Origin of the sequence: Flavobacterium frigidum, from assembly GCF_048286735.1 — a bacterium.
Taxonomy (GTDB): Bacteria; Bacteroidota; Bacteroidia; order Flavobacteriales; family Flavobacteriaceae; genus Flavobacterium.
Map to the genome: position 1 here is coordinate 14,497 of NZ_JBLVPU010000022.1, position 25,965 is coordinate 40,461.

At 32.4% G+C, this 25,965-nt stretch carries 26 protein-coding genes; 16 read left to right on the plus strand and 10 right to left on the minus strand.

The genetic code is table 11. The features are described from left to right. Window positions 1-50: 50 nt before the first annotated feature. The 4 genes from ACNQGO_RS12685 to ACNQGO_RS12700 all read left to right on the plus strand — a co-directional run bounded on the left by ACNQGO_RS12685 (window position 51) and on the right by ACNQGO_RS12700 (window position 3,721). Window positions 51-485: a hypothetical protein gene (locus ACNQGO_RS12685; RefSeq protein WP_417985509.1), complete on the plus strand. Its 435-nt coding sequence runs from the start codon at window positions 51-53 to the stop codon at window positions 483-485. 515 nt (window positions 486-1,000) lie between these two features. Further along, window positions 1,001-1,789: a DUF6671 family protein gene (locus ACNQGO_RS12690; RefSeq protein ID WP_417985475.1), complete on the plus strand. Its 789-nt coding sequence runs from the start codon at window positions 1,001-1,003 to the stop codon at window positions 1,787-1,789. Between the two features lie 3 nt (window positions 1,790-1,792). Next, window positions 1,793-2,752, plus strand: coding sequence for an L-threonylcarbamoyladenylate synthase (locus ACNQGO_RS12695; RefSeq protein WP_417985476.1), 960 nt, complete (start codon window positions 1,793-1,795; stop codon window positions 2,750-2,752). A gap of 6 nt (window positions 2,753-2,758) precedes the next feature. Beyond that, window positions 2,759-3,721: a sodium-dependent bicarbonate transport family permease gene (locus ACNQGO_RS12700; protein WP_417985477.1), complete on the plus strand. Its 963-nt coding sequence runs from the start codon at window positions 2,759-2,761 to the stop codon at window positions 3,719-3,721. A 2-nt stretch (window positions 3,722-3,723) separates the two neighbouring features. On the opposite strand, the gene can is transcribed toward ACNQGO_RS12700, so the two are convergent. The 4 genes from can to ACNQGO_RS12720 form a co-directional block, all read right to left on the minus strand. Beyond that, window positions 3,724-4,368 (minus strand): carbonate dehydratase, encoded by a 645-nt coding sequence (gene can, locus ACNQGO_RS12705; protein ID WP_417943377.1) that lies wholly within the window; start codon window positions 4,366-4,368, stop codon window positions 3,724-3,726. Between the two features lie 14 nt (window positions 4,369-4,382). Next, the gene (locus tag ACNQGO_RS12710; protein ID WP_417985478.1) at window positions 4,383-6,032 is read right to left on the minus strand and encodes a SulP family inorganic anion transporter; all 1,650 of its coding nucleotides are present in this window, start codon (window positions 6,030-6,032) and stop codon (window positions 4,383-4,385) included. 81 nt (window positions 6,033-6,113) lie between these two features. After that, a complete protein-coding gene (locus tag ACNQGO_RS12715; protein WP_417985479.1) occupies window positions 6,114-6,395 on the minus strand; it encodes a hypothetical protein in 282 nt (93 codons plus the stop codon). Between the two features lie 120 nt (window positions 6,396-6,515). Further along, window positions 6,516-6,995 carry a Dps family protein gene (locus ACNQGO_RS12720; RefSeq protein WP_417985480.1) on the minus strand — a complete coding sequence of 160 codons (480 nt, stop codon included), beginning with the start codon at window positions 6,993-6,995 and terminating at the stop codon, window positions 6,516-6,518. A 96-nt stretch (window positions 6,996-7,091) separates the two neighbouring features. Here ACNQGO_RS12720 and ACNQGO_RS12725 point away from each other — a divergent pair, with 96 nt between their 5' ends. Then, window positions 7,092-8,033 (plus strand): LysR substrate-binding domain-containing protein, encoded by a 942-nt coding sequence (locus tag ACNQGO_RS12725; protein ID WP_417985481.1) that lies wholly within the window; start codon window positions 7,092-7,094, stop codon window positions 8,031-8,033. A 30-nt stretch (window positions 8,034-8,063) separates the two neighbouring features. Here ACNQGO_RS12725 and ACNQGO_RS12730 read toward each other — a convergent pair whose 3' ends face one another. Next, window positions 8,064-8,261, minus strand: a complete 198-nt coding sequence (locus tag ACNQGO_RS12730; protein WP_417985482.1) for a hypothetical protein — start codon at window positions 8,259-8,261, stop codon at window positions 8,064-8,066. A 160-nt stretch (window positions 8,262-8,421) separates the two neighbouring features. Then, a complete protein-coding gene (gene mnmC2 / locus ACNQGO_RS12735) occupies window positions 8,422-9,084 on the minus strand; it encodes a tRNA (5-methylaminomethyl-2-thiouridine)(34)-methyltransferase MnmC2 (RefSeq protein WP_417985483.1) in 663 nt (220 codons plus the stop codon). 298 nt (window positions 9,085-9,382) lie between these two features. On the opposite strand from mnmC2, the gene ACNQGO_RS12740 reads away from it, so the two are divergent. Beyond that, window positions 9,383-10,450 carry a branched-chain amino acid aminotransferase gene (locus ACNQGO_RS12740; protein WP_417985484.1) on the plus strand — a complete coding sequence of 356 codons (1,068 nt, stop codon included), beginning with the start codon at window positions 9,383-9,385 and terminating at the stop codon, window positions 10,448-10,450. 83 nt (window positions 10,451-10,533) lie between these two features. On the opposite strand, the gene ACNQGO_RS12745 is transcribed toward ACNQGO_RS12740, so the two are convergent. Then, window positions 10,534-10,920, minus strand: coding sequence for a pyrophosphohydrolase domain-containing protein (locus tag ACNQGO_RS12745; protein WP_417985485.1), 387 nt, complete (start codon window positions 10,918-10,920; stop codon window positions 10,534-10,536). Window positions 10,921-11,466: 546 nt separating this feature from the next. Here ACNQGO_RS12745 and ACNQGO_RS12750 point away from each other — a divergent pair. Genes ACNQGO_RS12750 through ACNQGO_RS12765 form a run of 4 tightly spaced genes read left to right on the plus strand, consistent with a single transcriptional unit; the run spans window position 11,467 to window position 14,138 of the window. Then, complete coding sequence (locus ACNQGO_RS12750) at window positions 11,467-12,582, plus strand: SRPBCC family protein (RefSeq protein ID WP_417985486.1); 1,116 nt, start codon at window positions 11,467-11,469, stop codon at window positions 12,580-12,582. Between the two features lie 60 nt (window positions 12,583-12,642). Beyond that, window positions 12,643-13,185, plus strand: coding sequence for an RNA polymerase sigma factor (locus ACNQGO_RS12755; protein ID WP_309757719.1), 543 nt, complete (start codon window positions 12,643-12,645; stop codon window positions 13,183-13,185). Between the two features lie 33 nt (window positions 13,186-13,218). Continuing rightward, window positions 13,219-13,632, plus strand: a complete 414-nt coding sequence (locus ACNQGO_RS12760; protein WP_417985487.1) for a hypothetical protein — start codon at window positions 13,219-13,221, stop codon at window positions 13,630-13,632. A gap of 47 nt (window positions 13,633-13,679) precedes the next feature. Further along, a complete protein-coding gene (locus ACNQGO_RS12765; protein WP_417985488.1) occupies window positions 13,680-14,138 on the plus strand; it encodes a sensor of ECF-type sigma factor in 459 nt (152 codons plus the stop codon). 66 nt (window positions 14,139-14,204) lie between these two features. On the opposite strand, the gene ACNQGO_RS12770 is transcribed toward ACNQGO_RS12765, so the two are convergent. Continuing rightward, on the minus strand, window positions 14,205-15,266 hold the full coding sequence (locus tag ACNQGO_RS12770) for a WD40/YVTN/BNR-like repeat-containing protein (RefSeq protein WP_417985489.1): 1,062 nt from the start codon (window positions 15,264-15,266) through the stop codon (window positions 14,205-14,207). 117 nt (window positions 15,267-15,383) lie between these two features. Between ACNQGO_RS12770 and ACNQGO_RS12775 the strand changes: the two genes are divergently transcribed. The 3 genes from ACNQGO_RS12775 to ACNQGO_RS12785 all read left to right on the plus strand — a co-directional run bounded on the left by ACNQGO_RS12775 (window position 15,384) and on the right by ACNQGO_RS12785 (window position 20,221). Beyond that, window positions 15,384-16,790 carry a hypothetical protein gene (locus ACNQGO_RS12775; RefSeq protein ID WP_417985490.1) on the plus strand — a complete coding sequence of 469 codons (1,407 nt, stop codon included), beginning with the start codon at window positions 15,384-15,386 and terminating at the stop codon, window positions 16,788-16,790. Between the two features lie 116 nt (window positions 16,791-16,906). Next, window positions 16,907-18,868, plus strand: coding sequence for a KUP/HAK/KT family potassium transporter (locus ACNQGO_RS12780; protein ID WP_417971343.1), 1,962 nt, complete (start codon window positions 16,907-16,909; stop codon window positions 18,866-18,868). Between the two features lie 138 nt (window positions 18,869-19,006). Further along, complete coding sequence (locus tag ACNQGO_RS12785; protein WP_417985491.1) at window positions 19,007-20,221, plus strand: RsmB/NOP family class I SAM-dependent RNA methyltransferase; 1,215 nt, start codon at window positions 19,007-19,009, stop codon at window positions 20,219-20,221. Window positions 20,222-20,356: 135 nt separating this feature from the next. On the opposite strand, the gene rho is transcribed toward ACNQGO_RS12785, so the two are convergent. Next, window positions 20,357-22,138 carry a transcription termination factor Rho gene (gene rho / locus ACNQGO_RS12790; RefSeq protein WP_417985492.1) on the minus strand — a complete coding sequence of 594 codons (1,782 nt, stop codon included), beginning with the start codon at window positions 22,136-22,138 and terminating at the stop codon, window positions 20,357-20,359. A 182-nt stretch (window positions 22,139-22,320) separates the two neighbouring features. On the opposite strand from rho, the gene ACNQGO_RS12795 reads away from it, so the two are divergent. The 3 genes from ACNQGO_RS12795 to ACNQGO_RS12805 all read left to right on the plus strand — a co-directional run bounded on the left by ACNQGO_RS12795 (window position 22,321) and on the right by ACNQGO_RS12805 (window position 25,348). Further along, the gene (locus tag ACNQGO_RS12795) at window positions 22,321-22,734 is read left to right on the plus strand and encodes a DUF4293 domain-containing protein (RefSeq protein ID WP_309755759.1); all 414 of its coding nucleotides are present in this window, start codon (window positions 22,321-22,323) and stop codon (window positions 22,732-22,734) included. A 153-nt stretch (window positions 22,735-22,887) separates the two neighbouring features. After that, window positions 22,888-23,550 (plus strand): response regulator, encoded by a 663-nt coding sequence (locus tag ACNQGO_RS12800; protein ID WP_309755760.1) that lies wholly within the window; start codon window positions 22,888-22,890, stop codon window positions 23,548-23,550. Window positions 23,551-23,620: 70 nt separating this feature from the next. Continuing rightward, on the plus strand, window positions 23,621-25,348 hold the full coding sequence (locus ACNQGO_RS12805; RefSeq protein WP_417985493.1) for a tetratricopeptide repeat-containing sensor histidine kinase: 1,728 nt from the start codon (window positions 23,621-23,623) through the stop codon (window positions 25,346-25,348). Here ACNQGO_RS12805 and ACNQGO_RS12810 read toward each other — a convergent pair. Then, window positions 25,323-25,820, minus strand: a complete 498-nt coding sequence (locus tag ACNQGO_RS12810; protein ID WP_417985494.1) for a metallophosphoesterase family protein — start codon at window positions 25,818-25,820, stop codon at window positions 25,323-25,325. The genes ACNQGO_RS12805 and ACNQGO_RS12810 overlap by 26 nt on opposite strands. Between the last annotated feature and the right edge of the window lie 145 nt (window positions 25,821-25,965).

Below are 25,965 nucleotides of genomic sequence, written 5' to 3' on the forward strand. Positions count from 1 at the left end.
AAGGCATTAGTAAAGAGAAAGTTGGAACAAAAGAATTTGCTGAGGCTGTTATTTCAAATTTAGATAAAAAGCCATCGCAATTAAAATCAGTATCATATGCAAAAGACGCTGTTTTAAATCTACCGAAGTATGTAAAAAAACCAGCTAAAAACAAAGAATTAGTTGGCATTGACATTTTTGTTCACTGGAATGGAACAGATCCGAATGAATTGGCTGCTATTATGCAAAGCATCAATTTAGAAAATAAGCAATTAACAATGATCACAAATCGAGGGATTAAAGTGTGGCCTGATGGATTTAATGAAACCTATTGCACAGACCATTGGCGTTGCAGATTCAAACCATCACAAGACAAAATTCTCTATAAAGAAGACATTATTAATTTGTTATCTCTTGCGATAGAAGCTAAAATAGATGTCATAAAAACAGAAAACTTATATGAATTTGATGGAAAATCTGGCTATTCATTAGGTCAAGGCCAATAGGAAAAAAGATGAGAGAGAACAATAATTTAAATTCAATTTCTAACAAACGCTTAACTTTTTCGCTAGCAATTTCTTTGGTAGCACTTTGTGTGACCTTTTTTGACAATTCTATACTGAACAATGGAATTTTAGGAATTTGCGTTTTTATTAGCACTTATAGCATTATGAAACTTCAAAAAAAATAAATATAGAACAAGATCAAAATTTTAAATTAATAGATGGAATTTTCACTGCTGAAGAAGCAGAAAAAGTTCTTACAACTTTACTAAATTATAAAATCGATTATCATAACAGAGAGGATTTCAGCAATCACATTCGGTTTAATCAAAGCATCGAGCATTCTAAAAAACGAATCCAAGAACTTAATAGTACTAAAGATGATATTAAAAAAATGATTCAAGAATCGAAAAAAGAAGGCTTCAACCTAATTATAAATAGCAACATAACCATCCGTTTAGAGAAATAAGATGTTTACAGGGAGAAAGCTTCTTATTGCTACCAAACATCAGAAGGAGATGACAATAGCGCCTATTCTTGAAAAAGAATTAGCAGTTAAATGCTATACTTCTGATGTTTTTGATACTGATTTACTAGGTACTTTTTCTGGAGAATTACAAAGAAAAGATGATGCATTTACTACATTAAGAAATAAGTGCATTGGTGCATCAATTGAAAATAATTGTGATTTAATACTTGCTTGTGAAGGGTCTTTTGGCGCGCATCCTTCGATTTTTTTTGCAAATGCAAATGTTGAATTAGTAATGCTTAAAGATTTTAAAAATGATATCGAAATTGTAGCAAGAGAAATCAGCATGGAAACCAATTTTAATGGAAAAACAATAACTTCTGAATATGAATTACTAGCGTTTGCAGAACAAATACAATTTCCCTCTCATGGTATCATATTGCGTCCCGCTGAAAAAGTGTATACAAAAATGCACAAAGGAATTGTAACTCATGAGCTATTACTTCAGCATTATAAGGAATTAAAAGCTGAGTTTGTCTACGTTTATGCAGAAACCGATATGAGAGCACTATTCAATCCTACACGGATGAAAGTAATCGAAAAAGCTACGCAAAATCTAATTGAAAAAATAAAACACTTATGTCCTAATTGCAGTACACCTGGATTCGATATTGTTACAGCACAAGCTGGTTTGCCCTGCGAAAATTGCTACTTGCCCACTCGATCTACTTTAAGTTATTTGTACCAATGTAAAAAATGCAATCATGCCGAAAATAAATTGTATCCACGTGGAATTCAATTTGAAGATCCTACCTATTGCGATAATTGTAATCCTTAATTTATGATATACATTACAACCGATATATTAAAAGCCAAACAAATTCTTGAAAATGAAGAATTAGTGGCAATCCCTACAGAAACCGTCTATGGCTTGGCGGGAAATATTTATAGTGAAAAAGCCATTCAAAAAATATTTGAAACAAAAAAAAGACCCTTATTTAATCCCTTAATTGTACACATTGCCTCTACAGATAAGCTAAAAGAAATAGTATCAGAAATACCTGAAAAAGCACAACAATTGGCAGATGTATTCTGGCCTGGTTCTTTAACATTGGTCTTAAAAAAGAATGCTCATATTCCTGATAGTATTACTGCTGGAAAAGATACTGTAGCAGTTCGTGTGCCCAATCATGATTTAACTTTAAAACTGTTGCGGTCTTTAGATTTTCCTCTGGCAGCGCCAAGTGCAAATCCTTTTGGATCGATTAGTCCTACCACTGCAGAACATGTAGTAAACTACTTTCCTCTTGATTTAGAACTGGTTCTACAAGGTGGTGCTTGTAAAAATGGTATTGAATCAACCATTATTGGTTTCGAAAATAATGAAGCGGTATTGTATCGTTTAGGCTCTATTTCAATAGAAGAAATTGAGAGAGTAATAGGACCTATTCAAATAAGAAACAACAAAGAAAGTGCACCCAATGCGCCTGGAATGCTGTCACGACATTATGCTCCAAAGACAAAAACGATACTTGTTGATGATGCTGAATTAGAATTGAAAAAATATCCAAATGCAAAAGTTGGTCTCTTAGTATTTCAAGATACTATAACCAATTTACAACATGTTGTGATCGAGATCCTTTCAAAAAAAGGAGATTTAAAAGAGGCAACTGCTCATTTATATGCTGCAATGCACCGATTAGACAACCAAAAATTAGACTTAATTATTGCCCAACGATTTCCTGATACAGAATTGGGAACATCAATTAATGATCGCCTAGAACGCGCTACTAAAAAATAATTCCAAATGAATATTGATTTACTACTTGAAAACCTTACCAATCCAGCTTTATTATTTTTTCTTTTAGGAGTTATAGCTGTTAAACTAAAAAGCGATTTAGAAATACCTCCTAATTCCTCAAAATTTATTTCACTTTATTTACTTTTTTCAATAGGTTTTAAAGGTGGACAAGAATTAGCACACAGTCACTTTACACTAGAAATCGTCTGGTCTATCATCTTTGGGGTGCTCATTGCCATCATTATTCCGGTGTATTGTTTTTTTATCTTACGCAGAAAGTTCAATATTTTTGATTCTGGAGCAATAGCAGCGGCATATGGATCCGTAAGTGCCGTAACTTTTGTGACAGCAGCGTCTTTTTTAGAAATTCAATACTTAAAATTCAGCGGACACATGGTTGCCGTTATGGCCTTAATGGAAGCACCAGCTATCATTGTAGGGGTTATTTTAATTCGAATGTTCGACAAAAAACAAGAGTCAAAAACGTCTTTGGGATCTCTAATCCAACATTCCTTTACCAACGGAAGTGTACTTTTGATCTTAGGAAGTTTAATAATAGGTATGCTAGCTAGCGATGAACAAGCACTAGGAATTAAACCTTTCACGAATGATTTATTCAAGGGATTTCTCGCCATATTCCTTTTAGATATGGGAATTGTAAGCGGCCGAAAACTTGGCGATTTTATAAAAAGTGGTTGGTTTGCCGTAATCTTTGCTCTAGCAATACCTTTGTTCAACGGTTGTTTAGTCGCATTTGCAAGCCAATTGGTTACTACTGACATTGGTAACCGATTTATACTGGCCATTCTTGCTGCTAGTGCCTCTTATATTGCGGTTCCAGCGGCAATGAAAATTGCCGTTCCTAAAGCAAATCCTAGTTTGTTCCTACCAATGGCCTTAGCAGTAACTTTTCCCTTTAATATTACTTTAGGAATGCCAATTTATATTTCGATAATAATGTATTGCTAATTTTAGTTAGAGAATTTTAGTCTGTACACTTCGTCTAACTCTGAATTTGATCCCATGTTAACCCCTAAATCAGTTACATATCCTGAGTTTAGACCATAAGTCCAACCGTGAAGCGTAAGATCTTGTCCGTTTCTCCAAGCATTTTGAACAATAGATGTTTTGGCTAAATCGAATACTTGCTCTTGCGCATTCACTTCAACAAATTTATTGAAACGTTCCTCTTCATCTTCGAAAGTATTTAAATAGTGTTCGTGTAATCGATACACATCTTTGATATGTCTTATCCAGTTATCAATTAATCCTATCGATTGATTTCCCATAGCGGCTTTGACACCACCACATCCATAATGTCCGCAAACAATAACATGTTTTACTTTTAAAACATTTACTGCATAATCCAAAACACTCAACATGTTCATATCGCTATGAATAACCATATTAGCAATGTTTCTGTGCACAAAAACTTCTCCAGGTTTTGCACCAATAATCTCATTTGCAGGAACACGACTATCAGAACATCCAATCCAAAGCAATGGGGGTTGCTGTCCTTTAGCCAAATCTTTGAAATACTCTTTATCAATTGCCAATTGAGATTCTACCCAAAGCTTGTTGTTGTCTAATATTTTTTTATAAAAATCTGAACTCATATTATCTTTATTTTCTAATTATTTTTTTCGATTACTTTCTTTTCTATTTTTCTTTTAAGTGGATTGTAAACATGTTCAATTGTTATTGCGTTTTGATATCCTTCGGAATTTTCAATATCATAACCATCTTTAAAACCAGATAATTTTACTTTCAAATTTAAATCTTTTGCTTTAATTTCTTTAAATTCGGTAATCAAATCTAAAACATCGTGCGAAATATAAACTGTTGAACTTGCATTTATTTCTACTTTTGAATTTTGTGGAATTTTATTCAATGTATCTTTAATTGCTGCTTTATTTAAAAATGAAACTTCCTGCGCAAGATCTATTTTTATAACATCGCCGTCTCGATAGTCTTCGATATTAAAATTATAGGCTCTTTTTGAATTTCCAATTAAAATAAAAATAATGTTAATTATCATTCCTAGCGCTACACCTCTTAGCAAATCAGTAGCAACTACAGCAACAAAAGTAGCAATAAAAGGTATAAATTGATATATTTTATCTTTTTTCCAAAAATGGATAATTGTTTTAGGATTGGCTAATTTATAACCAACTAGAAGTAGTACGGCAGCCAAAGTTGCTAATGGTATTCGATTCAAAACTGCGGGGATTGCCAACACACTTACCAGTAAGAGAACACCATGAATAATAGCAGACATCTTCGACTTTGCACCAGCTGCATTGTTTGCAGTTGTTCTTACTACAACTGATGTCATAGGCAATCCACCTAAAAGTGAACTAATTATATTACCAATTCCCTGCGCTTTTAGCTCTACATTAGTATTGGAATATCGCTTCAAGGCGTCCATTCTGTCTGATGCTTCAATACATAATAACGTTTCAATTGATGCCACAATTGCAATGGTAACACCTACAATCCAAACCTTTGAATTGGTAATAGCATAAAAATTTGGTGTGACAATTATATTTTTAAACTCTTGCAAATTTGTTGGAACTGGCAATCGCACTAGATGCTCGCTGGCAATTGCCAAAGTGCTTCCAGATTGTATGAAAAATTCATTCAACACGATGCTTACAACCACTGCAACTAGAGCAGGTGGAACCAATTTAATTTTTTGTAAAAACGTAACTTTATTCCAAAAAATCAAAATCACTAACGAAATGAGCGCGATCAATATAGAACCCAATTGTACATGGTTTACAATATCAAATATTTCAGAAAACGTATTTTTACCATCAGGCTGTGCAAATGACAAATCCCCAATAAAATCTGGATCGTAACCAAATGCGTGCGGGATTTGTTTCAAAATTATAATAACACCAATACCTGCCAGCATCCCTTCAATTACGTTGTTTGGAAAGTAATTGGAAATACTACCCGCTTTTAAATATCCTAATGCTAATTGAATAGCACCAGCTATTAAAACTGCCAACAAAAAAGAGTCAAAAGAACCCAGTTCAGTAATTGCTGTTAGGACAATTGCTGTTAAGCCTGCTGCAGGTCCCGAAACACTAATGTGGGATTGACTTAAATAGCCAACAATAATACCACCAACAATACCCGAAATAATACCAGCCAATGGTGGCGCACCGCTGGCCAAAGCGATGCCAAGACATAGCGGCAACGCTACTAGAAATACTACTAAACCTGATGCGAAATCAGATTTTAGATTAGCAAAAAGATTAACTTTTTTTGTCATAATACCTAACTAAAAATTGAATACAAAATGTTGCACATACTATTGTGCTGGAATTCGTTATAGAAAATCCAAGAAATTGTATTACAATGCGTTAGGCGGAGGTATAAATATGGATGCAGTTATTTTATCATGTTTGGATAACTTCTCCGAAAGTATGATCGTTGATGACGCATCTGAGATAGTATGAACATGCAAAAAATGTTCTAGCGAAACTGCTGCTATGATTTCTTTGTGAAAATGTTCTTCCTCAGACATATTGAAAAAAACAGAAATATCCGAACTTTTCTCAATCACAGTAACTATTGTTGGTGTGGTGAGAAAGGCAATAAAAAGAATTAAGAATATTTTTGCAACTGTTTTCATTGTCGCAAAAATATATAAAATGTGTTAAACAAAAATACACGCAAGTGTAAATTTTTTAAATAATTAACAATTCAGAAATACTTTTATTGAATTATTAGAATTAATAATGCTCTCTATATACTACAAACTTTCCTCAAGCCATGCCTGCATCATCCAGATTGTTTTTTCTTGTTCTGCTATAAAATCACCCATCATAGAATTAGTACCTTCATCATGAATAGCTGCTGATTGCGCTAAAATGGTTCTTTCAATTTTTAACAAATGAGACAATGACGTAACAATTAAGTGTACTGCTTTTTCATCGTTTGATATATTTTTACCCACAATCAACTGATTTTTATTTAAGTAATCTTCAAAGGTATGTAGCGGTGTTCCGCCAACAGTAAGAACTCTTTCGGCAATTAAATCAATTTTTATCTGTGCATCAGTGTATAACTCTTCGAATTTTACATGCAAATCAAAAAAACGTTTTCCTCTGATATTCCAATGAATTCCTCTTAAATTTTGATAATACACTTGAAAATTTGATAACAAAATGTTTAATTCATTGCCAATTAATTCTGATTCCTTCACGGGTAATCCTAAGATATTAGTTTTCATAGTTTTGTATTTCAACAAAAATATGCAATTAAACCAGCGTTTTACAGTGCCTTAAATTGATTGTTTTTATATTTGCATTAGATATTACTATAAAAAATGACAATCACTCAACTAAAATATGTTTTGGCGGTAGCCGAACACAAAAATTTCACACTGGCTGCTGAGAAATGTTTTGTAACTCAACCTACTTTGAGCATGCAAATTCAAAAAATAGAAGAAGAATTAAGTATTCAGATCTTTGACAGAACCAAAAAACCAATTCAATTAACTGACATAGGTCAAAAAATTGTAAATCAGGCAAAAAACATTGTTATCGAGGCTGATCGCATTCAGGATATTGTAGAACAGCAAAAAGGATTTATTGGTGGTGAATTTAGATTAGGCATAATTCCTACAATAATGCCAACGCTATTGCCCATGTTTTTGACTAATTTTATCAAAAAATATCCCAAAGTAAAACTCATTATCGAGGAATTGAATACCGACGAAATTATTGTAAAACTAAACAATGGCCATTTGGATGCAGCCATTGCTGCAACGCCTTTATTGGAGGATAAGATAAAGGAAGTCGTTTTGTACTACGAACCTTTTGTGGCATACATTCCAGAAAGTCATCATCATTTTCAAAAAGAAGAAATCGAAATAGAAGATCTCAACATAGATGAAATTTTGTTGTTGCAAGACGGACATTGCTTTCGCGATGGAATTTTAAATCTATGTAAAAACGTGAGTAAAAATGAAACCAGTCGCTTTCAGATTGAAAGCGGAAGTTTTGAAACACTTATAAAATTGGCAGACGAAGGTTTAGGAACTACACTGCTACCCTATTTACATACATTAGATCTAAAAGAGAAAGACAAATTAAAACTACGTCACTTTAAGGAACCAAAACCTGCAAGAGAAATAAGTCTTATTTTTCCAAAAAGCGAATTAAAAATTCAGATTATTGATGCGCTACGAAGTACAATAGCTGGTGTTGTAAAAGGTGCAATTGTATTTCAGAATGTTCAAATAATAAGTTCACTACCTAACAAATAAAAAAAGGAACCGATAAACGGTTCCTTTTTTTTATGAATTAACGATTAACAAACATTGTTTTAACTCTGGTCTTTCAATTGTGAAATTTAGTAACCACTCTCGCAACTGTTCCATTTCGTAGGGAAGTAAAGTTTTGATTGCTTTTTCTAACTCTTTGCAAAAAAGCAACGGATCAAAACTTACTCTTTCTAAAATTGATTTAGTATACTCATACATTGCTCTTGACATAATAAACATTGATTTTAGTTTAATTTTGATTCTTAGGCGTTGTAAAAATACATTATTTTTAAGTACTCCAATACTATTTAACTCAGTTTTAATTTTTGATTCACATTATTTGAAAAACAAGAACTTAAGCTATTTAAAACCAATTCTTTATTAAAAATAACTAACGCTTTATAGCACGGAACATTTCTCTTTTCCCTGGCGGTCCTGCAAGTTTTTCAACTGTAAACCCTACTTCTATCATGCTTCTTTTTACTACGCCTCGTGCTGCATAAGTTACCAATATACCTTGGGGTTTCAGGGCTTGATACATTTTTTTAAAAATAGCGGTACTCCATAATTCAGGCTGAACTCTGTATCCAAAAGCATCAAAATAAATCAAATCGAAAGTTTCAATATCATTGATTTCTTCAAAAAATTGTTTTCTTTTAAGTAGTGAAAAATCTGTCGATAAACTTAATTTTTCTTCCCAGTTACTAGTGTGCATACTATCAAAAATAGCACTTTCTTGATTAGCATTTAATTCTGCAACGTAGTTCATTGAAAGAACCTCTTCGACTGAAATTGGATAGGCTTCTACTCCCACATATTCTATAGATTGTTGCAATTTTTTAGACTCCAAGAATGTAATAAAGGCGTTCAAACCAGTACCAAAACCTATTTCTAAAATAGCTACATTCTGATTAGGAAACAATGAAAGACCATTTTTAATAAATACGTGCTGTGCCTCCTGAATTGCACCATGCTTAGAATGGTAACATTCATTCCACTCTGCTATTTGTATGGTAGTTGAACCGTCAAGGGTTTGGATTATTTCTCTTTTCAAAATTGGAATTTGAGATTAGAAGGATTAAAAGCTACAATTTTTATTCAAAATTAATGAAAATATAGCCGTTCTACTGCTGTAAAATCTAAATTGTTGTAAAGTCAAGCAAAATAGAGAATTATTTTAAATTTATTCAATTAGAAACAAATCATAGTTTAATCATATAAATAATATTTTTTTGACAAGAATTTTGTTGATTTTTATTTAATTTTGCAAAGATTAAACTTCAACTTATAGAAATCAAGTTTTTTAAGCTCCAGTTTGTCAGTTAAAAAAAATTAAAAAACAATACATTACTATGAGTACTACTCAAACTAACACAATCGAAACTATAAAAGCTTCTACTTCAAAAATAAATGAAGTTGATTTTTCTAACTTAAGCTTTGGCTCTGTTTTTACAGACCATTTGTTTGAATGTGATTTTAAAAATGGACAATGGCAAAAACCTGTTATAAAGCCTTACGCTCCCTTTCTATTAGATCCATCGACACGCGTTTTTCATTATGGTCAAGCGATTTTTGAGGGGATGAAAGCCTACAAAGATGAAAATAATGATGTTTGGCTTTTTAGACCCGATCAAAATTACAACCGTTTTAATACATCTGCTGTTCGAATGGCTATGCCTGAAGTTCCAGAAGAATTATACATGAGTGGCTTAACCCAACTGTTGCAATTAGACAAAGAATGGATTAAAAAAGGAAAAGGAAATGCCATGTATATTAGGCCGTTCATGATTGCTACTGGTACTGGAGTAATTGCAAACCCATCTGATGAGTATAAATTCATGATTTTGTTATCGCCTGTAACTTCGTATTATTCTGGCGATGTCAAAGTACTCATTGCAGAACATTTTAGTAGAGCGGCAAACGGAGGAATAGGTGCTGCAAAAGCTGCAGGGAATTATGGTGCTCAATTTTATCCAACTAATTTAGCAAATAAAGAAGGGTTCCAACAAGTGATTTGGACAGATGATGCCACACATACCAAACTTGAAGAGGCGGGAACTATGAATGTCTTTTTTAGAATAAATGACACTTTACTTACTGCTCCTACTAGCGAAAGAATTCTTGATGGAGTAACCAGAAAAACCTTAATTGATTTAGCAAAAAGTGAAGGTATTGATGTAGAGATTCGTTCAGTTTTAGTAACCGAACTTGTTGAAGCTGCTAAAAATGGAACCTTAAAAGAAATTTTTGGAGCAGGAACAGCAGCCGTAGTAAGTCCAATTTCTGGATTTTCCTACCAAGATGTTTATTATGAACTATCAAAAAATGAAAATTCAATGGCTTTGCAACTAAAAACAAAGCTAGAAAACATTCAAAATAAACTAGAACAAGATATTTTTGGATGGACTGTTAAAGTGTAGTCCTAAGATTCATAAATTCAAAAAAGCGATTTTCATATTGAAAATCGCTTTTTTTATGACCTATCTAAATTTAGTATAAACCACTATTCAGAAATTATTTTAGAAAAATCAGGTTTAAAGTAATTAGGTCCTTTCATGACTTTGCCATCTTCTCGGTATATTGGTTGACCGTCTTGGCCTAATTTACTCATATTACTGCGTTGTATTTCATCAAAAACTTCCTCAATTTTATGTTGTAAACCATGTTCGATTATGGTTCCGCACAAAATGTACATCATATCACCCAGTGCATCTGCAATTTCAATTAAATCATTGCTTTGAACTGCTTCGAGGTATTCTTCATTCTCCTCTTTCATTAAATTGTATCGCAACGTATGTTTACTTTCTCCTAAATTAGCAATAGGGATTTCACTATGGCCAATTTTAAAAGCAGTATGGAATTCTTTGACGGAATTTATCTGTTTTTGCATCTTTTTATTTTGTTAAATGAAAAAGCAAATTAGCAACTATTTCTAAACAAATAACTAAATTTGTCTAAAAATAATTCAAACTATGTTTAGTCAAGGTCAATTAGTGTTTGCAGGCTTATTTGTAATAGCTTTTGTTATTGCTGCGATATACTCCTATCGAAAAGATTTAAAAATTCATAAAACATTTTACAAAGGCAACTACAAGATTTTAATAGGATTTGGGGTTTTTATTGGAATTCTATTTTTGATAAAAGTGTTTTTTAAACGGTAATTTTTTTGTTCCGTACCCAAGATGTCCGCTGATTAGTGGACTTTTTTATTACAACTAATCAACTATAAAATAGGTATTTATAGTACATAATTATTTTAGATTTATTTTTATCTGAAGTTTTTTAACGTTGTTTTACTAGATTTAGCCTCTTGGATTTAAAATGCAATAAAATGAGCCGATCAGTAATTTAATAGAAATAAACTATATTTATTTACCCATTTTGATGACTTGTAAATAAAACCTTTAACTTTACAAAATTAACAAACCTGTATATTATGAGGATTTTAAAATACTTATTTCTTTTACTACTGCTAAGTTTTGTGGCTTTATCGATTTTTGTGGCAACACAAAAAGGAGATTTTACCGTAGAAAAAAGTCAAATCATAAATTCACCCAAATCAACCGTTTTTAATTTTATAAATGATTACCGAAACTGGGAAGATTTTAGTTCCTGGATTACTGAGGATCCCGAAATGAAAATCATGTTTCCCGAAAAAACAATTGGGACAGGCGCTAGTTTTTCATGGGAAGGTAAGCAAGGTTCAGGAGATATAGTGACCGTTTATGCCAAAGAAAATGATAGTATTTCTCAAAAAATGAATTTCAACGGAGCTACTTCTACAGTTTTTTGGAGTTTTAAAGACACTATTGGCGGTACAAAAATAACCTGGAAAACGATCGGTAAAATGAGTTTCAGGATGAAAGTTTCTACTATTTTTGATGGCGGAATGAATAAGATTTTAGGAGAAACCTATGAAAAGAGTTTAGCCAATATAGACAAAACACTAGATTTTGAATTAAACTCATTTGCGGTAAAGGTAAACGGAATAGTAAAAAAACTCGGGACCTTTTACCTAAGACAAACTTTTACAAGCAAAATTTCAAAAGTAGTCAAAAATGCTTCCATTGTATTTCCTAAATTAATTACGTTTTGTGAACAAAATAACATTGAGTTAAACGGCAAACCTTTTATTATTTATCACACCTATAATGAAACAAATGGGTTGACCAAATTATCGATTTGTGTTCCTATAAAAAATCAAATTCTAACCAGTTCTGGAAGTGATATTTTAACTGGGAAACTAGAACCCTTTGACGCCCTAAAAACCACTTTAAAAGGTGATTACTCGCATACAAAAACTGCTTTAGATAAAGCGAAAACGTATATTAATACTAACAATATTGTCGTTGATGGTGCATTTTCACACGTAGAGAATTTTTCCATTAGTAAAACCGACGTTAAAAACCCTTCTAAATGGGTAACAGAAATTTACATTCCATTGAAACCAAAAGTAATTCCTATAACAATTGTTGTTCCACCTACTGCTAAAAAAGTAGAAGCAGTAAAAGAACCAGTCCCGATTAAGGAAGAAGAAGAGTCTGAATTTTAAAATTCAACAGATCAATTAAACCTTTTTAATAAATTCTATTCTAATCTTTAAATAATCGCTTTGCAAGAAGAACAGGAATTTATAAATCGCTTGTTAAACCCTAAAACGCAAAATCAAGCGTTTCAGCAGTTATTACGGGATTATCAAAGACCTTTGTACAATCATGTTCGTAGCATCGTTTTAAATCACGATGATGCTGATGATGTACTGCAAAATGTTTTTATAAAAATTTTTCAGAATCTGAAAAATTTTAAAGGAGAAAGCAAACTTTTTTCATGGATGTATCGCATAGCAACTAATGAATCCTTAACTTTTTTGAAACAAAAATCAAAAAATAGCGGGATATCATCTGAAACCTTGCAAAATAAAACTATCGATAATTTAGAAGCCGATGTGTTTTTTGACGGAAATGAAATTCAAATAAAATTACAAAAAGCAATTGCGTTATTGCCTGAAAAGCAACAATTGGTTTTTAAAATGAAATATTTTCAAGAACTAAAATACGAAGAAATCTCAGAAATATTGGGAACATCCGTTGGAGGATTAAAAGCATCCTATCATCTAGCCGTAAAAAAAATTGAAGCTTTTGTAGCCAGAAATTAAACCTTTTAGCTGTTAAACTGTCTAAGACATACTATGAAAACATTTAAAGTAGAGAACGAACCTAAAATTGAAACTGGATTTATAACACCAGAGCATTATTTTGAAAATTTTTCAATCAAAATGATGGAGCAATTGCCAAACAACGAACCAAAAGTAATTTCTATTTTTCAAAAAAGAAAAAATATATTTATGCTGGTAGCTGCTGTTTTAGTGCTTGCTTTGATGATTCCAATTTTAAATCCTTCCACTGAAAACTCAAAAGATCTTGATGCTGTAGCATTAGAAAATTACATTACATACCAATCGAACGTTAATCAGTACGATTTGATAAGTGTATTAGAAAGCGAAGATATCAACACAATAAACTCTGGCATTGTTTTAGAAGATGATGCAATTGAAGATCATTTATCAACCAATTCAAACTTAGAAAATCTCATTTTAGAATAAAAATAACTATAAAGCTTTTTTAAAGCCGATATATAAACACATTAAAAATGAACATTAAAAAATTAGCACCAATATTATTCTTATTCATCTCTTTCAATTTTTACGCTCAAGGCGAAAGTATGAAAGAAAAAAAAGAACAAATAAAAGCATTGAAAGTAGCTTTTTTCTCAACCGAATTGGATTTAACAACCACTGAAGCAGAGAAATTTTGGCCTATTTACAATTCCTATGATGACAAGCAGTTTGAACTGAGACATCAAAAAATGAAAGCCTGTATGAGGAGAATGAGTGATGGATCACTCGATAAAATCACAGAAAAGGAAGCGAATACCTTTTTGGCTCAAATAGAAGACACCGAAGAAGAATTGTTTTTAGTACGCAAAAAGTTCATGCAAAACGTACGAACAATTCTACCCGCTGTAAAGATAGTAAAGCTTAAAAAAGCAGAGGAAAATTTCAATAGAAAACTACTTCAACAATACCGCAATAAAGGTCAAAAAAAATAAAACAATTGATTTTTTATTAATTCATAAAACACTCTAATACTGCACATCAAGTAGTAGAGTGTTTTTTTATTTAAAACGAATACGAATCATTTTATTTTGCCCCGCTGCAATCGCTGTATGATTATTTATGAACCTAATTGTATTAAGAGTAGCATCAGAGGCTAGTTTTTTCCACGAGGTTCCGCCATCAGAAGAATAATACAATCCGGAAAAACCTACCGATACTAAACCTTTACCGTTACTTTTAGGAACATATTGTACACAAGATGCATACCCAAAACCTTGATTTTCAGCAATGAGATTCCATGTTTTTCCGCCATCTGTAGTCAATGCTTTGTTAGAAAAATTTTGATTTCGTAGCTCATAATCGCCACCAGCAATAAATCCAATTTTGGCATCATAGAAATCTGCTGTAAAAATTCCAGTCATCGTTTTTCCTTGTACAATTGGAGTTTCAAAAACTGTCCATGAAGCTCCCTTGTCTGGCGAATAAAAAACTCTCGATTTTTTACCACCCGAGACAATCCGTGTATTATTTCCTTTGATTATAATATTAGTATTGCTTGCCGCAAAAGCTGCTTCACCATCCATTACTTTTGGTAATTTATTTGAAGGTACTTTACTCCATGTATTTCCCCCATCACGAGTGATGATTACATTTAAACAATCAGCAATAGGATCACCCATGGCTATTCCTTCTTTATTGTTCCAAAATTGCATGCTATCAAAGAATACTTTCTCATGGTTTTCTTGATAGACTAATTTCACTTCTTTTTCTTCTTTAGAGATTTGATACAACAAAGCTGGATTTCCAACATTTAGTATGTAAATATTTTTTTTAGTTTGGGCATTACTTCTAAACTCAAGCTTCAAGGAGTCTTTGCTAATACTGCTTTCAAATTTTTGATTATTATCCATATTATAAAAACCAAATCGACCTTTATCTGCTGCATACCAAATTTTATTTGCATCAATTACAATCGCTCTTATACTTACTTTATCTTGAAATAAAGTATCTATTGTTACATAATTAAAGGCTATGTTAGTATCATTTTTACCGGTAAGATAAGCTGTTTTACAAGATGTTAAAACTATTAAAAGTAAAAAAGTTAAAATAAAAGTTTTCATTTTTTGTGTTTTTTAGGCCTAAATTACAACTAAAAATTAGAATCATAATAAGGACACTGATTTATTGGCATAGTAATTGGATGCTCAAAAAGAAGAATAAACTAAATTCAACTAATTATGAAAACGAAATTACTACTATTGAGTCTTTTTACTGTTGTTTTCGCAACCCAAATACAGGCGCAAAACAGAACATCAGTAAATGCAATGAATAGCGAAATCAGTGATAACCTAGATCTAAGAGCTGTTGCTTCCATTTTTGGAGACTCTAGAAATCTTCAAGATTTTGAACGACGGTTGAATGACCCTGAGCTGCAAATATCAAACTTAGATTTAAATAATGATAATGAGGTAGATTATTTAAGAGTGATTGAAACTGTAGAAAATCGAACTCACGTAATAATTATTCAATCTATTCTGGATAATGATGTGTATCAAGATGTGGCGACTATTGACGTTGAAAAAGACAGAAACAATCAAATCCATGTTCAAGTTGTAGGAGATGTTTTTATGTATGGTCAAAATTATATTTACGAACCTGTATATTACAGTACTCCCATAATTTATGCATCTTTCTGGACACCAAATTACCGTCCCTATTATCCAACTTGGAACTGGGGGTATTATCCGTCTTATTATTATGCTTGGAATCCATTCCCAATTTTTAGATATAGAAACAACATCAATATATGCTTGAATATTAACAACAATTATAATTATGTTAATTACAGAAGAAGCGACCGAGCTGTAGTTCTTTATAGTTCAAGACGTTCTAATGGATATGAAAGACAAAATCCAAATTATTCTTTTTCTAGAAGAAATACTAACGTCACAAACCGTTATGAATTAGATCAAAGAAGAGGTTCAAGAAATGAAATAGTAAATTCTAACGGAAGAACAAACTCCCAAAGAGGTTATACTCAAAACAGAACAAGTTCTTCAAGAGAAGCAGCTCCACAAAGAGGAAATTCTAATAGGGATTATGCTCAAAACAGAACAACTTCTTCAAGAGAAGTAGCTCCAAAAAGAGGAAATTCTAATAGAGATTATTCTCAAAACAGAACCACTCCTTCAAGTCAAGCGACTCCGCAAAGAGGAAATTCTAAGAGAGATTACACTGAAAACAGAACTGCTCCACAAAGAGAAGCAGCTCCACAAAGAGGAAATTCTAACAGAGATTACACTGAAAATAGAACTGCTCCGCAAAGAGAAGCAGCTCCACAAAGAGGAAACTCTAACAGAGATTACACTGAAAATAGAACTGCTCCACAAAGAGAAGCAGCTCCACAAAGAGGAAATTCCAGTAGAGACTATAATGAAAATAGAACTGCTCCACAAAGAGAAGCGGCTCCACAAAGAGGAAATTCTAACCGAGATTATACTGAAAACAGAACTGCTCCACAAAGAGAAGCAGCTCCACAAAGAGCAGAAACGCAACCCAGAGGGAATTCTTCTAGAGAATCGGCTCCACAAAGAAACGAGTCGCAAAGAGGAAATTCATCTAGAAACGACTCTAGGAAATCTTAATACAGATTTTTTCAAAACTTAAAACACGGCTTCCACAGCCGTGTTTTTTTTATGCCATAAACAAGCGCTAATATATTTTAAAAGTGTAAATTTGACCTGTTTTTTAAAAAATAATTATGAGCAATGCGCACAAAGACCTCCATACTAAATGGACATTAGGTGGATTATTGATTTCATTAGGTATAATTTTTGGTGACATTGGAACTTCTCCTTTGTATGTAATGCGAGCCATATTAAGTGATCATATTATTAGTACCGATATTGTGTTAGGAGGAATTTCTGCTGTATTTTGGACACTTACTTTGCTTACTACCATTAAATATGTAATTATCACCTTGAATGCTGATAATCACGGTGAGGGTGGAATTTTTGCCTTATACGCCTTAGTAAAAAAAACAAAAATTCAATGGCTTATTGTTCCTGCTATTATTGGAGGAAGTGCATTACTTGCCGATGGAATTATAACACCTCCAATCTCTGTCTCTTCGGCTGTAGAGGGGATTAGAACCTATTATCCGGATATCAACACTATACCCATCGTTATAGGTATATTATTTGTTTTATTCACTATACAACAATTTGGAACTAAACTAGTTGGTAAGTTTTTTGCTCCTATGATGCTAATTTGGTTTGGAATGTTAGCCATTTTAGGAATCGCTCAGATTTCTCAAAATCTCGAGGTATTTAAAGCAATCAATCCGTATTATGCGTATCATTTATTAAGCATCCATCCTGAAGGATTTTTTGTTCTAGGTTTTGTTTTCCTATGTACAACTGGTGCTGAAGCTTTGTACTCCGATATGGGGCATTGTGGACGTAAAAATATCCGAATCAGTTGGGTATTTGTAAAAACTGCCTTAGTCTTAAATTATTTCGGACAAGCTGCTTACCTTTTGCAACACGATGGAGAAACGTTGCAGGGAATTGGTGGAAAAAATGGAAATCCATTTTACTTAATTATGCCTGACTGGTTTCAACCAATAGGAATTGTAATCGCAACTCTTGCTGCAGTAATTGCTTCACAAGCATTAATTAGTGGATCTTTTACATTGATCAATGAGGCAATGCGACTGAATTTTTGGCCTAAAGTTAAAATTAAATATCCAACAGAATTAAAAGGACAATTGTACATTCCTTCCATCAACTGGCTGCTCTTTATAGGCTGTGTTGGAATTGTATTGCACTTTGAAGAATCAAGTAATATGGAACATGCATATGGTTTAGCTATCATTTTATGCATGATTATGACCACTATTTTACTTAATTTTTATTTGATAATGAAAAGAGTGAAATTATATTTTATTGTGCCTTTAATCACTATTTATTTGATCATCGAATTTAGTTTTCTTGCTGCAAACATTACGAAGTTCGCTGAAGGCGGTTATGTGACGCTATTTATTGCATTATCTTTGATATCAGTAATGACAATTTGGTATTTAGCCAAGAAAATTAATAAAAGTTACACCAAAATTGTTAAAATTGAGGACTATAAAAAAGTACTTGTTGAGTTGAGTGCTGATCTATCTATACCAAAATACGCGACGCACCTAGTATATATGACTAATGCAAGTAGAACAGATGAAATTGAGGAAAAAGTAATGTATTCTATCCTGCAAAAAAGACCAAAGAGAGCCGATATATATTGGTTTGTACACGTAAATATTTTGACTGAACCGTACAAAACAGAATATAAAGTGACAGAGATTGTTAAAGACGACTTGTACCGAGTAGACTTTAATTTAGGATTTAGAGAACCTACAAAAATTAACTTGATGTTCAAGGAAGTTATCAAAGACATGGTACAAAAAGGTGAAATGGATATTACCAGTAGGTATGAATCTTTAAATAAAAACAATATTATAGGAGATTTTAAATTTGTATTATCCGAAAAATTCCTTTCAAACGATAGTGACTTAAGATGGCATGAAAAAATAATTATGAACTCTTATTTCTTAATTAAAAAATTAAGTTTATCTGAAGAAAGAGCGTTTGGTTTGGATAGTAGCTCTGTAAAAATTGAGAAATTTCCAATGGTGCTACATGCCCCTGAAAAAATCGGCTTGACCAGAGTAAAATAATAATCGGACGATTAAAAACTAAAAACATTGTATTTATACAGTGTTTTTTTTTACTTATAAAATTTAAAAACAACATTCATTATTTAAAATATAGCATTCAAATCAATTAATAGTACCTTTGCACCTCAATTATTTAAAATGAGATTACACAGAAATTTAGTTTACACCACAATAGACGCATTAAATGCCATTTTTAACGAAGGTGAATATGCAGATAAAGTCGTTGCAAGATCCTTAAAAAAAGACAAACGTTGGGGAAGCTCAGACAGAAAGTTTGTTGCCGAAACCATCTACGAAATTGTTCGTTGGAAAAGATTATACGCAGAAATAGCCGAAGTAAAAGAACCTTTTGACAGAGATAATCTCTGGAGAATGTTTTCTGTTTGGGCAGTATTAAGAGGATACCCAATTCCTGATTGGCGCCAGTTAGAAGGAACACCGGAACGAAAAATAAAAGGTCGTTTTGATGAACTTTCTAAAGTAAGAGCTTTAAAAGAATCTATTCCAGACTGGATGGATGAATTAGGAGTTAAAGAATTAGGAGAAAAAATTTGGGCAACTGAAATAGCAGCTCAAAACCAACCAGCACGCGTAATTTTGAGAGTAAATACGCTTAAGACAACCAGAGAAGCGTTACGTGCTATTTTAATGGACTTAAATATTGAAACCGAGACGCTGAAAAACCAGCCAGATGCTTTAGTTTTAAAAGAAAGAGCTAATGTTTTCTTGACTGATGCTTTTAAACAAGGTTTCTTTGAAGTTCAAGATGCAAATTCACAACTAGTTGCCGCTTTCCTTGATGTTAAACCCGGGATGCGTGTCGTAGATACCTGTGCAGGTGCAGGCGGGAAAACCTTGCACATTGCTTCTTTAATGGAAAATAAAGGTCAATTGATTGCTATGGATTTATACGAAAGTAAATTAAAGCAATTAAAAATAAGAGCTAAAAGAGACGGTGCTTTCAACATTGAATATCGCATTATAGACTCTACAAAAGTGATTAAAAAACTTCATGAAAGAGCCGATAGAGTTTTGATTGATGCACCATGCAGTGGACTGGGAGTTCTAAAAAGAAACCCTGATGCTAAGTGGAAATTGAAACCAGAATTTATTGACAACATTCGTAAAGTACAATCGGAAGTCTTAGAAAGTTATTCTAAAATTGTAAAACCTGGCGGGAAATTAGTGTACGCAACTTGTTCTATATTACCATCCGAAAATCAAGAACAAGTAGAGCGCTTTTTAACAACTGAAATTGGTCAACAATTCAATTTTATTAAAGATCAAAAGATTTTGGCTTCGGAAAGTGGTTTTGATGGATTCTATATGGCTTTGCTCGAGAGAAAAGAATAGTTAAAAATTCAATTAGAAAAAATAACTCCAATTGCAAAACACAAAAAACTCCAATTTTCAATATGAAAATTGGAGTTTTTTTATGCTATTAATCAAATCAAAAAATTGATTTTTGGAATTTAAATTGCTATTTCATTAATCATTCATAGAAATCAAGAACTCCTCATTAGTTCTCGTTTGTTTGAAACGATCATTTATTAAAGTCATTGCCTCTACTGGGTTCATATCAGAAAGCATTTTACGCATAATCCACATGCGTTGCAAGGTTTTCTGATCCAATAACATATCATCACGTCTAGTACTTGAAGAAGTCAAATCAATTGCAGGGAAAATACGTTTGTTCGCAATTTTTCTGTCTAATTGCAATTCCATATTACCAGTACCTTTGAATTCCTCAAAAATAACTTCATCCATTTTAGAACCTGTTTCTGTCAATGCAGTAGCAATAATACTCAACGAACCGCCATTTTCTACATTACGAGCCGCTCCAAAGAAACGTTTGGGTTTTTGCAAAGCATTGGCATCCACACCTCCACTTAATACTTTTCCAGAAGCTGGCTGAACGGTGTTGTACGCTCTGGCCAAACGTGTAATTGAATCGAGTAAGATCACTACATCATGACCGCATTCAACCAAACGTTTTGCTTTTTCAAGAACGATATTCGCAATTTTTACATGCTCTTGCGGTTCTCTATCAAAAGTAGAAGCGATTACTTCGCCACGCACACTGCGTTGCATATCAGTAACTTCCTCTGGACGTTCGTCAATCAATAAAACAATTAAATACACTTCAGGATGATTGGCAGCAATTGCATTTGCAATTTCCTTCAGCAACATCGTTTTACCCGTTTTTGGTTGTGCCACAATCATTCCGCGCTGTCCTTTACCTATTGGCGAAAACAAATCGATGATTCTAGTGGAAATAGTACTTTGTTTTTCGGCTAATCTAAATTTTTCTGAAGGAAACACAGGAGTCAAATGCTCGAATGAAACTCTATCACGTACTACTTGAGGATCGTGTCCGTTTATTTTTAAAACTCTAACTAATGGAAAAAATTTCTCTCCTTCTTTTGGTGGACGAACCACTCCTTTAACGGTGTCTCCAGTTTTAAGACCAAATAATCTAATTTGAGATGTCGATAAGTAAATATCATCTGGAGATGCCAAATAATTATAATCCGAAGAACGCAAGAAACCATAACCATCTGGCATCATTTCAAGAACACCTTCACTTTCTATAATTCCGTCAAATTCAAAATCAGAAGCTGCAAAATTACTTTTCTTATTTTTAAAATTTGGATTTTGATTCCCGTTACCATTTCCGTTTTGATTTGGATTTTGGTTCGGATTCTGATTTGAATTTTGCTTGTGTAATTGGTTTGGATTTATCTTTTTTACTGGAGCAGCAGGAGCCTCAGTTTTTTCTTCAGTTGCAATGTCTGCAACAATCACAGTATCCGTGTTTGCTTCATTCACCTCTTCTTTATCCTTTTTTAAAGCAATTTTCTTCTCATAAGCTGATTTATTAAACTTAATAACTTTGCCGACTTTCTTTTCATTTACATTCGATTCCGCTTTTGGAGCAGCTTCTTCATTTGAAATAGGCTCAATCACAGCATTATTTTCAACTAAATCAGTTGTTTCGATTTCGTCTTTTTCAAAAAGAGTATTTGTTGTTTTTTTCTGAATCAATGCTTTTTTGACGGGAACTATTCTAACTCTTTTAGGCTTGTCATCATCAAGACTCTCGTCCTTTTTTGTATTTGATGCAGCATCAACGGCAACCACTTGATGTTCTAAAATTTGACTGATTAAAATCTCCTTTTTTACACCATTAAATTTTATGGTTTTAGCTGACTTAGCTATTTCTTGAAGCTCAGAAAGCTTCATTTCTTTTAATGCAGAAATATCAAACATGAATGTTCTATGAGTTTAATTAATTTTTGGGAAATAATGTAAAGATGGGTAGTGAACTTTATTTTGAATCAACCGCAGTATGAAGTGCTTACGGTATTATGATGCAATAATACGAATAAAATTTTATCAGACAATAGTATTTATTAAAAAGAAAATATATTTTTGTAAAAGATATTTAACAAATGATACAACGAATTCAGACCCTATATTTATTACTTGCTTTTGTTACAACTAGCATTTTACTTTTTTTTATTCCGCTTTGGATTTTAAAAGATGGTACAGAATTCTATTTCATGCAAAGCCAAGTGTATACCATAATATTAGGTTTAAGTACTGCATTGACCTTGTTAAGTGTTGTTTCCTATAAAAAAAGACAAAATCAGTTTGTCGTTGGCAGATTGAATATCATATTAAATTTGATTTTATTAGGATTGTTTGTATATCGTTCACTAAATCTATCTGGAGAGACACCTGCTGTTTCGGAGAAAGGTATTGGGATGTTTCTACCTGTACTTGCTATCGTATTTTTAGTCTTGGCTAACAAAGCGATCAAAAAGGATGAAGATCTTGTAAAATCTGTGGACAGATTGAGGTAAACCTATAAACTTTAGTTTATTAGTGCGAAGGAAACCCGAATGTAAAAATTCGGGTTTTTTTGTGTTTATTTTTTATTTTTTTTAAACAGAATAAAAATCTTATAAAATGTTATTATTCAATTTTTTTCATAACTTTGAATGACGAACAATGATATGCTACAAAAAACTAGAATTCACCTTGCCGATGATCATCAAATACTTATTGATGGCATTCGTACACTTCTAAACACCGTCACCGATTTTGAAGTAGTAGGCCACTCTCTCAACGGAAGCACTATTTTTAAAGAAGTCACACAAAACAAATCGGATATATTAATTTTGGATATAAACATGCCAGAAAAAGATGGTATTGAAGTGATCAAGGAATTTGTAGCAAAGGGATTTCCTTGTAAAGTCCTGATTTTATCCAGTCATGACGATTTAAGAATCATAAAGGAAGTCATGAAATTAGGTTGCAGTGGCTATTTGACAAAAAAATGCGCAGGCGAAAACATCGTTGAAGCCATACATGCTGTTTCTAGAGGAGAAGAATATTTTTGTAAAGCGGTTCGAGAAAAAATATTTAATTCCGTAACAAAAGACAATTCAAAATTAATTAAAAATATTACAACAGCGCATCCAATTTTAACGGATCGAGAGCTGGAAATCATTAAACTAATAGCACTTGAATACAGCGGTAAAGAAATAAGTGACCAACTGTTTATAAGCATGAATACCGTAGAAACGCACCGTAAAAATATAATGAAAAAGCTTGATGCAAAAAACTCAATCAGTTTGGTTAAATACGCATTGAAAAACAAATTAATAAAATCATAAACATACTATTATGAAATGCTTTAAAATGCTAACATTATCAAGAAATAACTAGCAAAAAATTACAGTATTTATGCCATACAAATCTATTTTTATAGTTTTATTTTTAGTGCTTAATTTATTTAGAACTGTAGTTCTAAAATCAGAAAAACTGCCTAAAAAAGCTGCAGCATTTCTACTTGCCAAAGAGGCCAATGAGCTTATGAAAGTAGGTGATTATGAAAAATCACTAATTAAATCAAGACTTGCCCTACAGCAAGCTATCGAATTAAAAGATGATAATTTAATAGCTGGAACGTACAATACTATTGCAGCAAATTTTGACCAACTAGCTGAATGTGATAAAGCGTATTTTTATTATTTAAAAGCATTAACGTACTGTAACAAAACCAATAACAATGTTTTAAAAAATTGGATTAATAATAATCTGGGGAACATCTATTGTTTTGATAAAAAACAATACGAAAAGGGCATTTACCACTACAAAAAATCACTAGAGTACAGCACAAAAATTCATGATTCTGTCCAAATAGTTTTTACAAAACTAAATATAACTTGGGCTTACTTTGATATTGGTCGCTACGATGAAGGATATCCGTATTTACAGTACGTTAATAAATATCATGAAAAATACGGAGATAAATCTACCATTGTAGCACTAAACATGCTAAATGGCATGTACCACAATCACAAAAATAACATACAAAAAGCATCTTTTTTTTTTCAAAATGCAATCAAACTAGGAAAAGAAGGAGATGAAAAATCAGACTTATCATATTCGTACTACGAATATTCAAAATTTTTACAAAAAAATAAAGTCTATGAAGATGCGTATCAAAATCTTGCACTTTTCAACGAGTTAACCACTGCGTTAAACATCGAGGAAAAGTTAAATAAGGCAAAAGTAGCAGGAATAAATCTTGAAATAGATGAATATAAAAGAGAAATAGATAAAATAGGAAACGAGTACAAAACTAAAGAATCTTTGCTACTACGGGAGCAATCAAAAAATAAAAAAATTTTAATACTGTTAATTGTTATTTTATTCTTTTTCTTTTTCCTATTTTATATATTTTCAGAGAACTTAAAACTTAAACAAAAAAACAAGATTAAAAATATACAGAATCAATTACAGCAACATACGATTAATGCCTCCATCAACGGACAAGAATTAGAGCGAAAAAAAATTGCATCATTTTTACATGACAACATAAGTGCATTGCTGTCCTCTGCAGGACTACATCTAAATGCGTTTACCTCTACTCATAAGACTGATGCTGATGAGATTACAAAAACTAAATCTATTTTAAAAGAAGCACACGATCAAATTAGAGACTTATCCCATGAATTAATGCCAACGCTTTTATCTCGTTTTGGTTTATTTTATGCTTTACAAGATTTATGCGAAAAAAATTCTAATTCTGTACTTCAATTTAAATGTACGATGGTAGTGCCTGCAACAACGCGCTACAATGAAAATTTTGAGATGAAAATGTATTTTATTACTATGGAACTTATCAATAACATCCTAAAACATAGTGGTGCAACTCAAGGATGTTTAACGATTCAAGAAAACAATAAAATACTCCAAATCACTATTGAAGATAATGGAAAAGGTTTCGACACTTCTACGTTTTATATTTTAGAAGGTTTCGGAATTAACCAAATTAAAGCCCGTATCAAAGCATTAAAAGGAACTTTTAAAATCAATTCCCAAATCAATTTAGGAACAACTGTTGTTCTTAATGTGCCAATCAATTATCAGCAAAAAAGAACTACGTCCGCTTTTCCATCTCAATAATTTCCATATCCTTTATTTTGTCGCCATCAATTACAAATCGGAGCATCGTACGCACTTGGTGAAAACCACTTTTTCCTGCCGCTCCCGGATTCATATGCAACAAATTATATTTTTTATCAAATATCACTTTCAGGATATGCGAATGCCCGCAAATAAATAACTTTGGTGGATTTGTCTCCATCTCTGTCCTAATATTTGGATTGTATTTCCCCGGATAACCGCCAATATGAGTAATCCAAACATCGACTCCTTCACACATAAAACGATTGTGCAACGGAAATTCCATTCGGGCCGCAGCATCGTCAATATTCCCATACACACAACGCAACGGTTTTAGCTTTTTTATCGCATCGGTCACGGCCAAATTGCCAATATCACCTGCATGCCAAACCTCATCAGCTTGAGCTACATATTTCAAAATCGTTTCGTCAATATGACTGTGCGTATCAGAAAGCAGAAGTATTTTTTTCAAAGTGTTTTTTTTTAGGAGCAATTTCCAGCTATCCGTTTCAATCTGTATTGTTTTTAAAGTAAAAACAATACAGGATTTCCACTGCTATCTGGGCAAGGGTTTTGCGGTAAAAATAAACATTCGAATTCCAAATAAAAAATGAAAT

Bases quoted from the DNA above. Each gene is read 5' to 3' on its own strand.
- ACNQGO_RS12795 (WP_309755759.1), top strand. From the start codon at position 22,321: ATGATACAACGAATTCAGACCCTATATTTATTACTTGCTTTTGTTACA.
- ACNQGO_RS12775 (WP_417985490.1), top strand. From the start codon at position 15,384: ATGAAAACGAAATTACTACTATTGAGTCTTTTTACTGTTGTTTTCGCA.
- ACNQGO_RS12740 (WP_417985484.1), top strand. From the start codon at position 9,383: ATGAGTACTACTCAAACTAACACAATCGAAACTATAAAAGCTTCTACT.
- ACNQGO_RS12720 (WP_417985480.1), bottom strand. From the start codon at position 6,995: ATGAAAACTAATATCTTAGGATTACCCGTGAAGGAATCAGAATTAATT.
- ACNQGO_RS12745 (WP_417985485.1), bottom strand. From the start codon at position 10,920: ATGCAAAAACAGATAAATTCCGTCAAAGAATTCCATACTGCTTTTAAA.
- ACNQGO_RS12765 (WP_417985488.1), top strand. From the start codon at position 13,680: ATGAACATTAAAAAATTAGCACCAATATTATTCTTATTCATCTCTTTC.
- ACNQGO_RS12700 (WP_417985477.1), top strand. From the start codon at position 2,759: ATGAATATTGATTTACTACTTGAAAACCTTACCAATCCAGCTTTATTA.
- ACNQGO_RS12730 (WP_417985482.1), bottom strand. From the start codon at position 8,261: ATGTCAAGAGCAATGTATGAGTATACTAAATCAATTTTAGAAAGAGTA.
- ACNQGO_RS12770 (WP_417985489.1), bottom strand. From the start codon at position 15,266: ATGAAAACTTTTATTTTAACTTTTTTACTTTTAATAGTTTTAACATCT.
- ACNQGO_RS12715 (WP_417985479.1), bottom strand. From the start codon at position 6,395: ATGAAAACAGTTGCAAAAATATTCTTAATTCTTTTTATTGCCTTTCTC.
- ACNQGO_RS12800 (WP_309755760.1), top strand. From the start codon at position 22,888: ATGCTACAAAAAACTAGAATTCACCTTGCCGATGATCATCAAATACTT.
- ACNQGO_RS12785 (WP_417985491.1), top strand. From the start codon at position 19,007: ATGAGATTACACAGAAATTTAGTTTACACCACAATAGACGCATTAAAT.
- can (WP_417943377.1), bottom strand. From the start codon at position 4,368: ATGAGTTCAGATTTTTATAAAAAAATATTAGACAACAACAAGCTTTGG.
- ACNQGO_RS12710 (WP_417985478.1), bottom strand. From the start codon at position 6,032: ATGACAAAAAAAGTTAATCTTTTTGCTAATCTAAAATCTGATTTCGCA.
- ACNQGO_RS12750 (WP_417985486.1), top strand. From the start codon at position 11,467: ATGAGGATTTTAAAATACTTATTTCTTTTACTACTGCTAAGTTTTGTG.
- rho (WP_417985492.1), bottom strand. From the start codon at position 22,138: ATGTTTGATATTTCTGCATTAAAAGAAATGAAGCTTTCTGAGCTTCAA.
- ACNQGO_RS12780 (WP_417971343.1), top strand. From the start codon at position 16,907: ATGAGCAATGCGCACAAAGACCTCCATACTAAATGGACATTAGGTGGA.
- ACNQGO_RS12760 (WP_417985487.1), top strand. From the start codon at position 13,219: ATGAAAACATTTAAAGTAGAGAACGAACCTAAAATTGAAACTGGATTT.
- ACNQGO_RS12725 (WP_417985481.1), top strand. From the start codon at position 7,092: ATGACAATCACTCAACTAAAATATGTTTTGGCGGTAGCCGAACACAAA.
- ACNQGO_RS12695 (WP_417985476.1), top strand. From the start codon at position 1,793: ATGATATACATTACAACCGATATATTAAAAGCCAAACAAATTCTTGAA.
- ACNQGO_RS12690 (WP_417985475.1), top strand. From the start codon at position 1,001: ATGACAATAGCGCCTATTCTTGAAAAAGAATTAGCAGTTAAATGCTAT.
- ACNQGO_RS12805 (WP_417985493.1), top strand. From the start codon at position 23,621: ATGCCATACAAATCTATTTTTATAGTTTTATTTTTAGTGCTTAATTTA.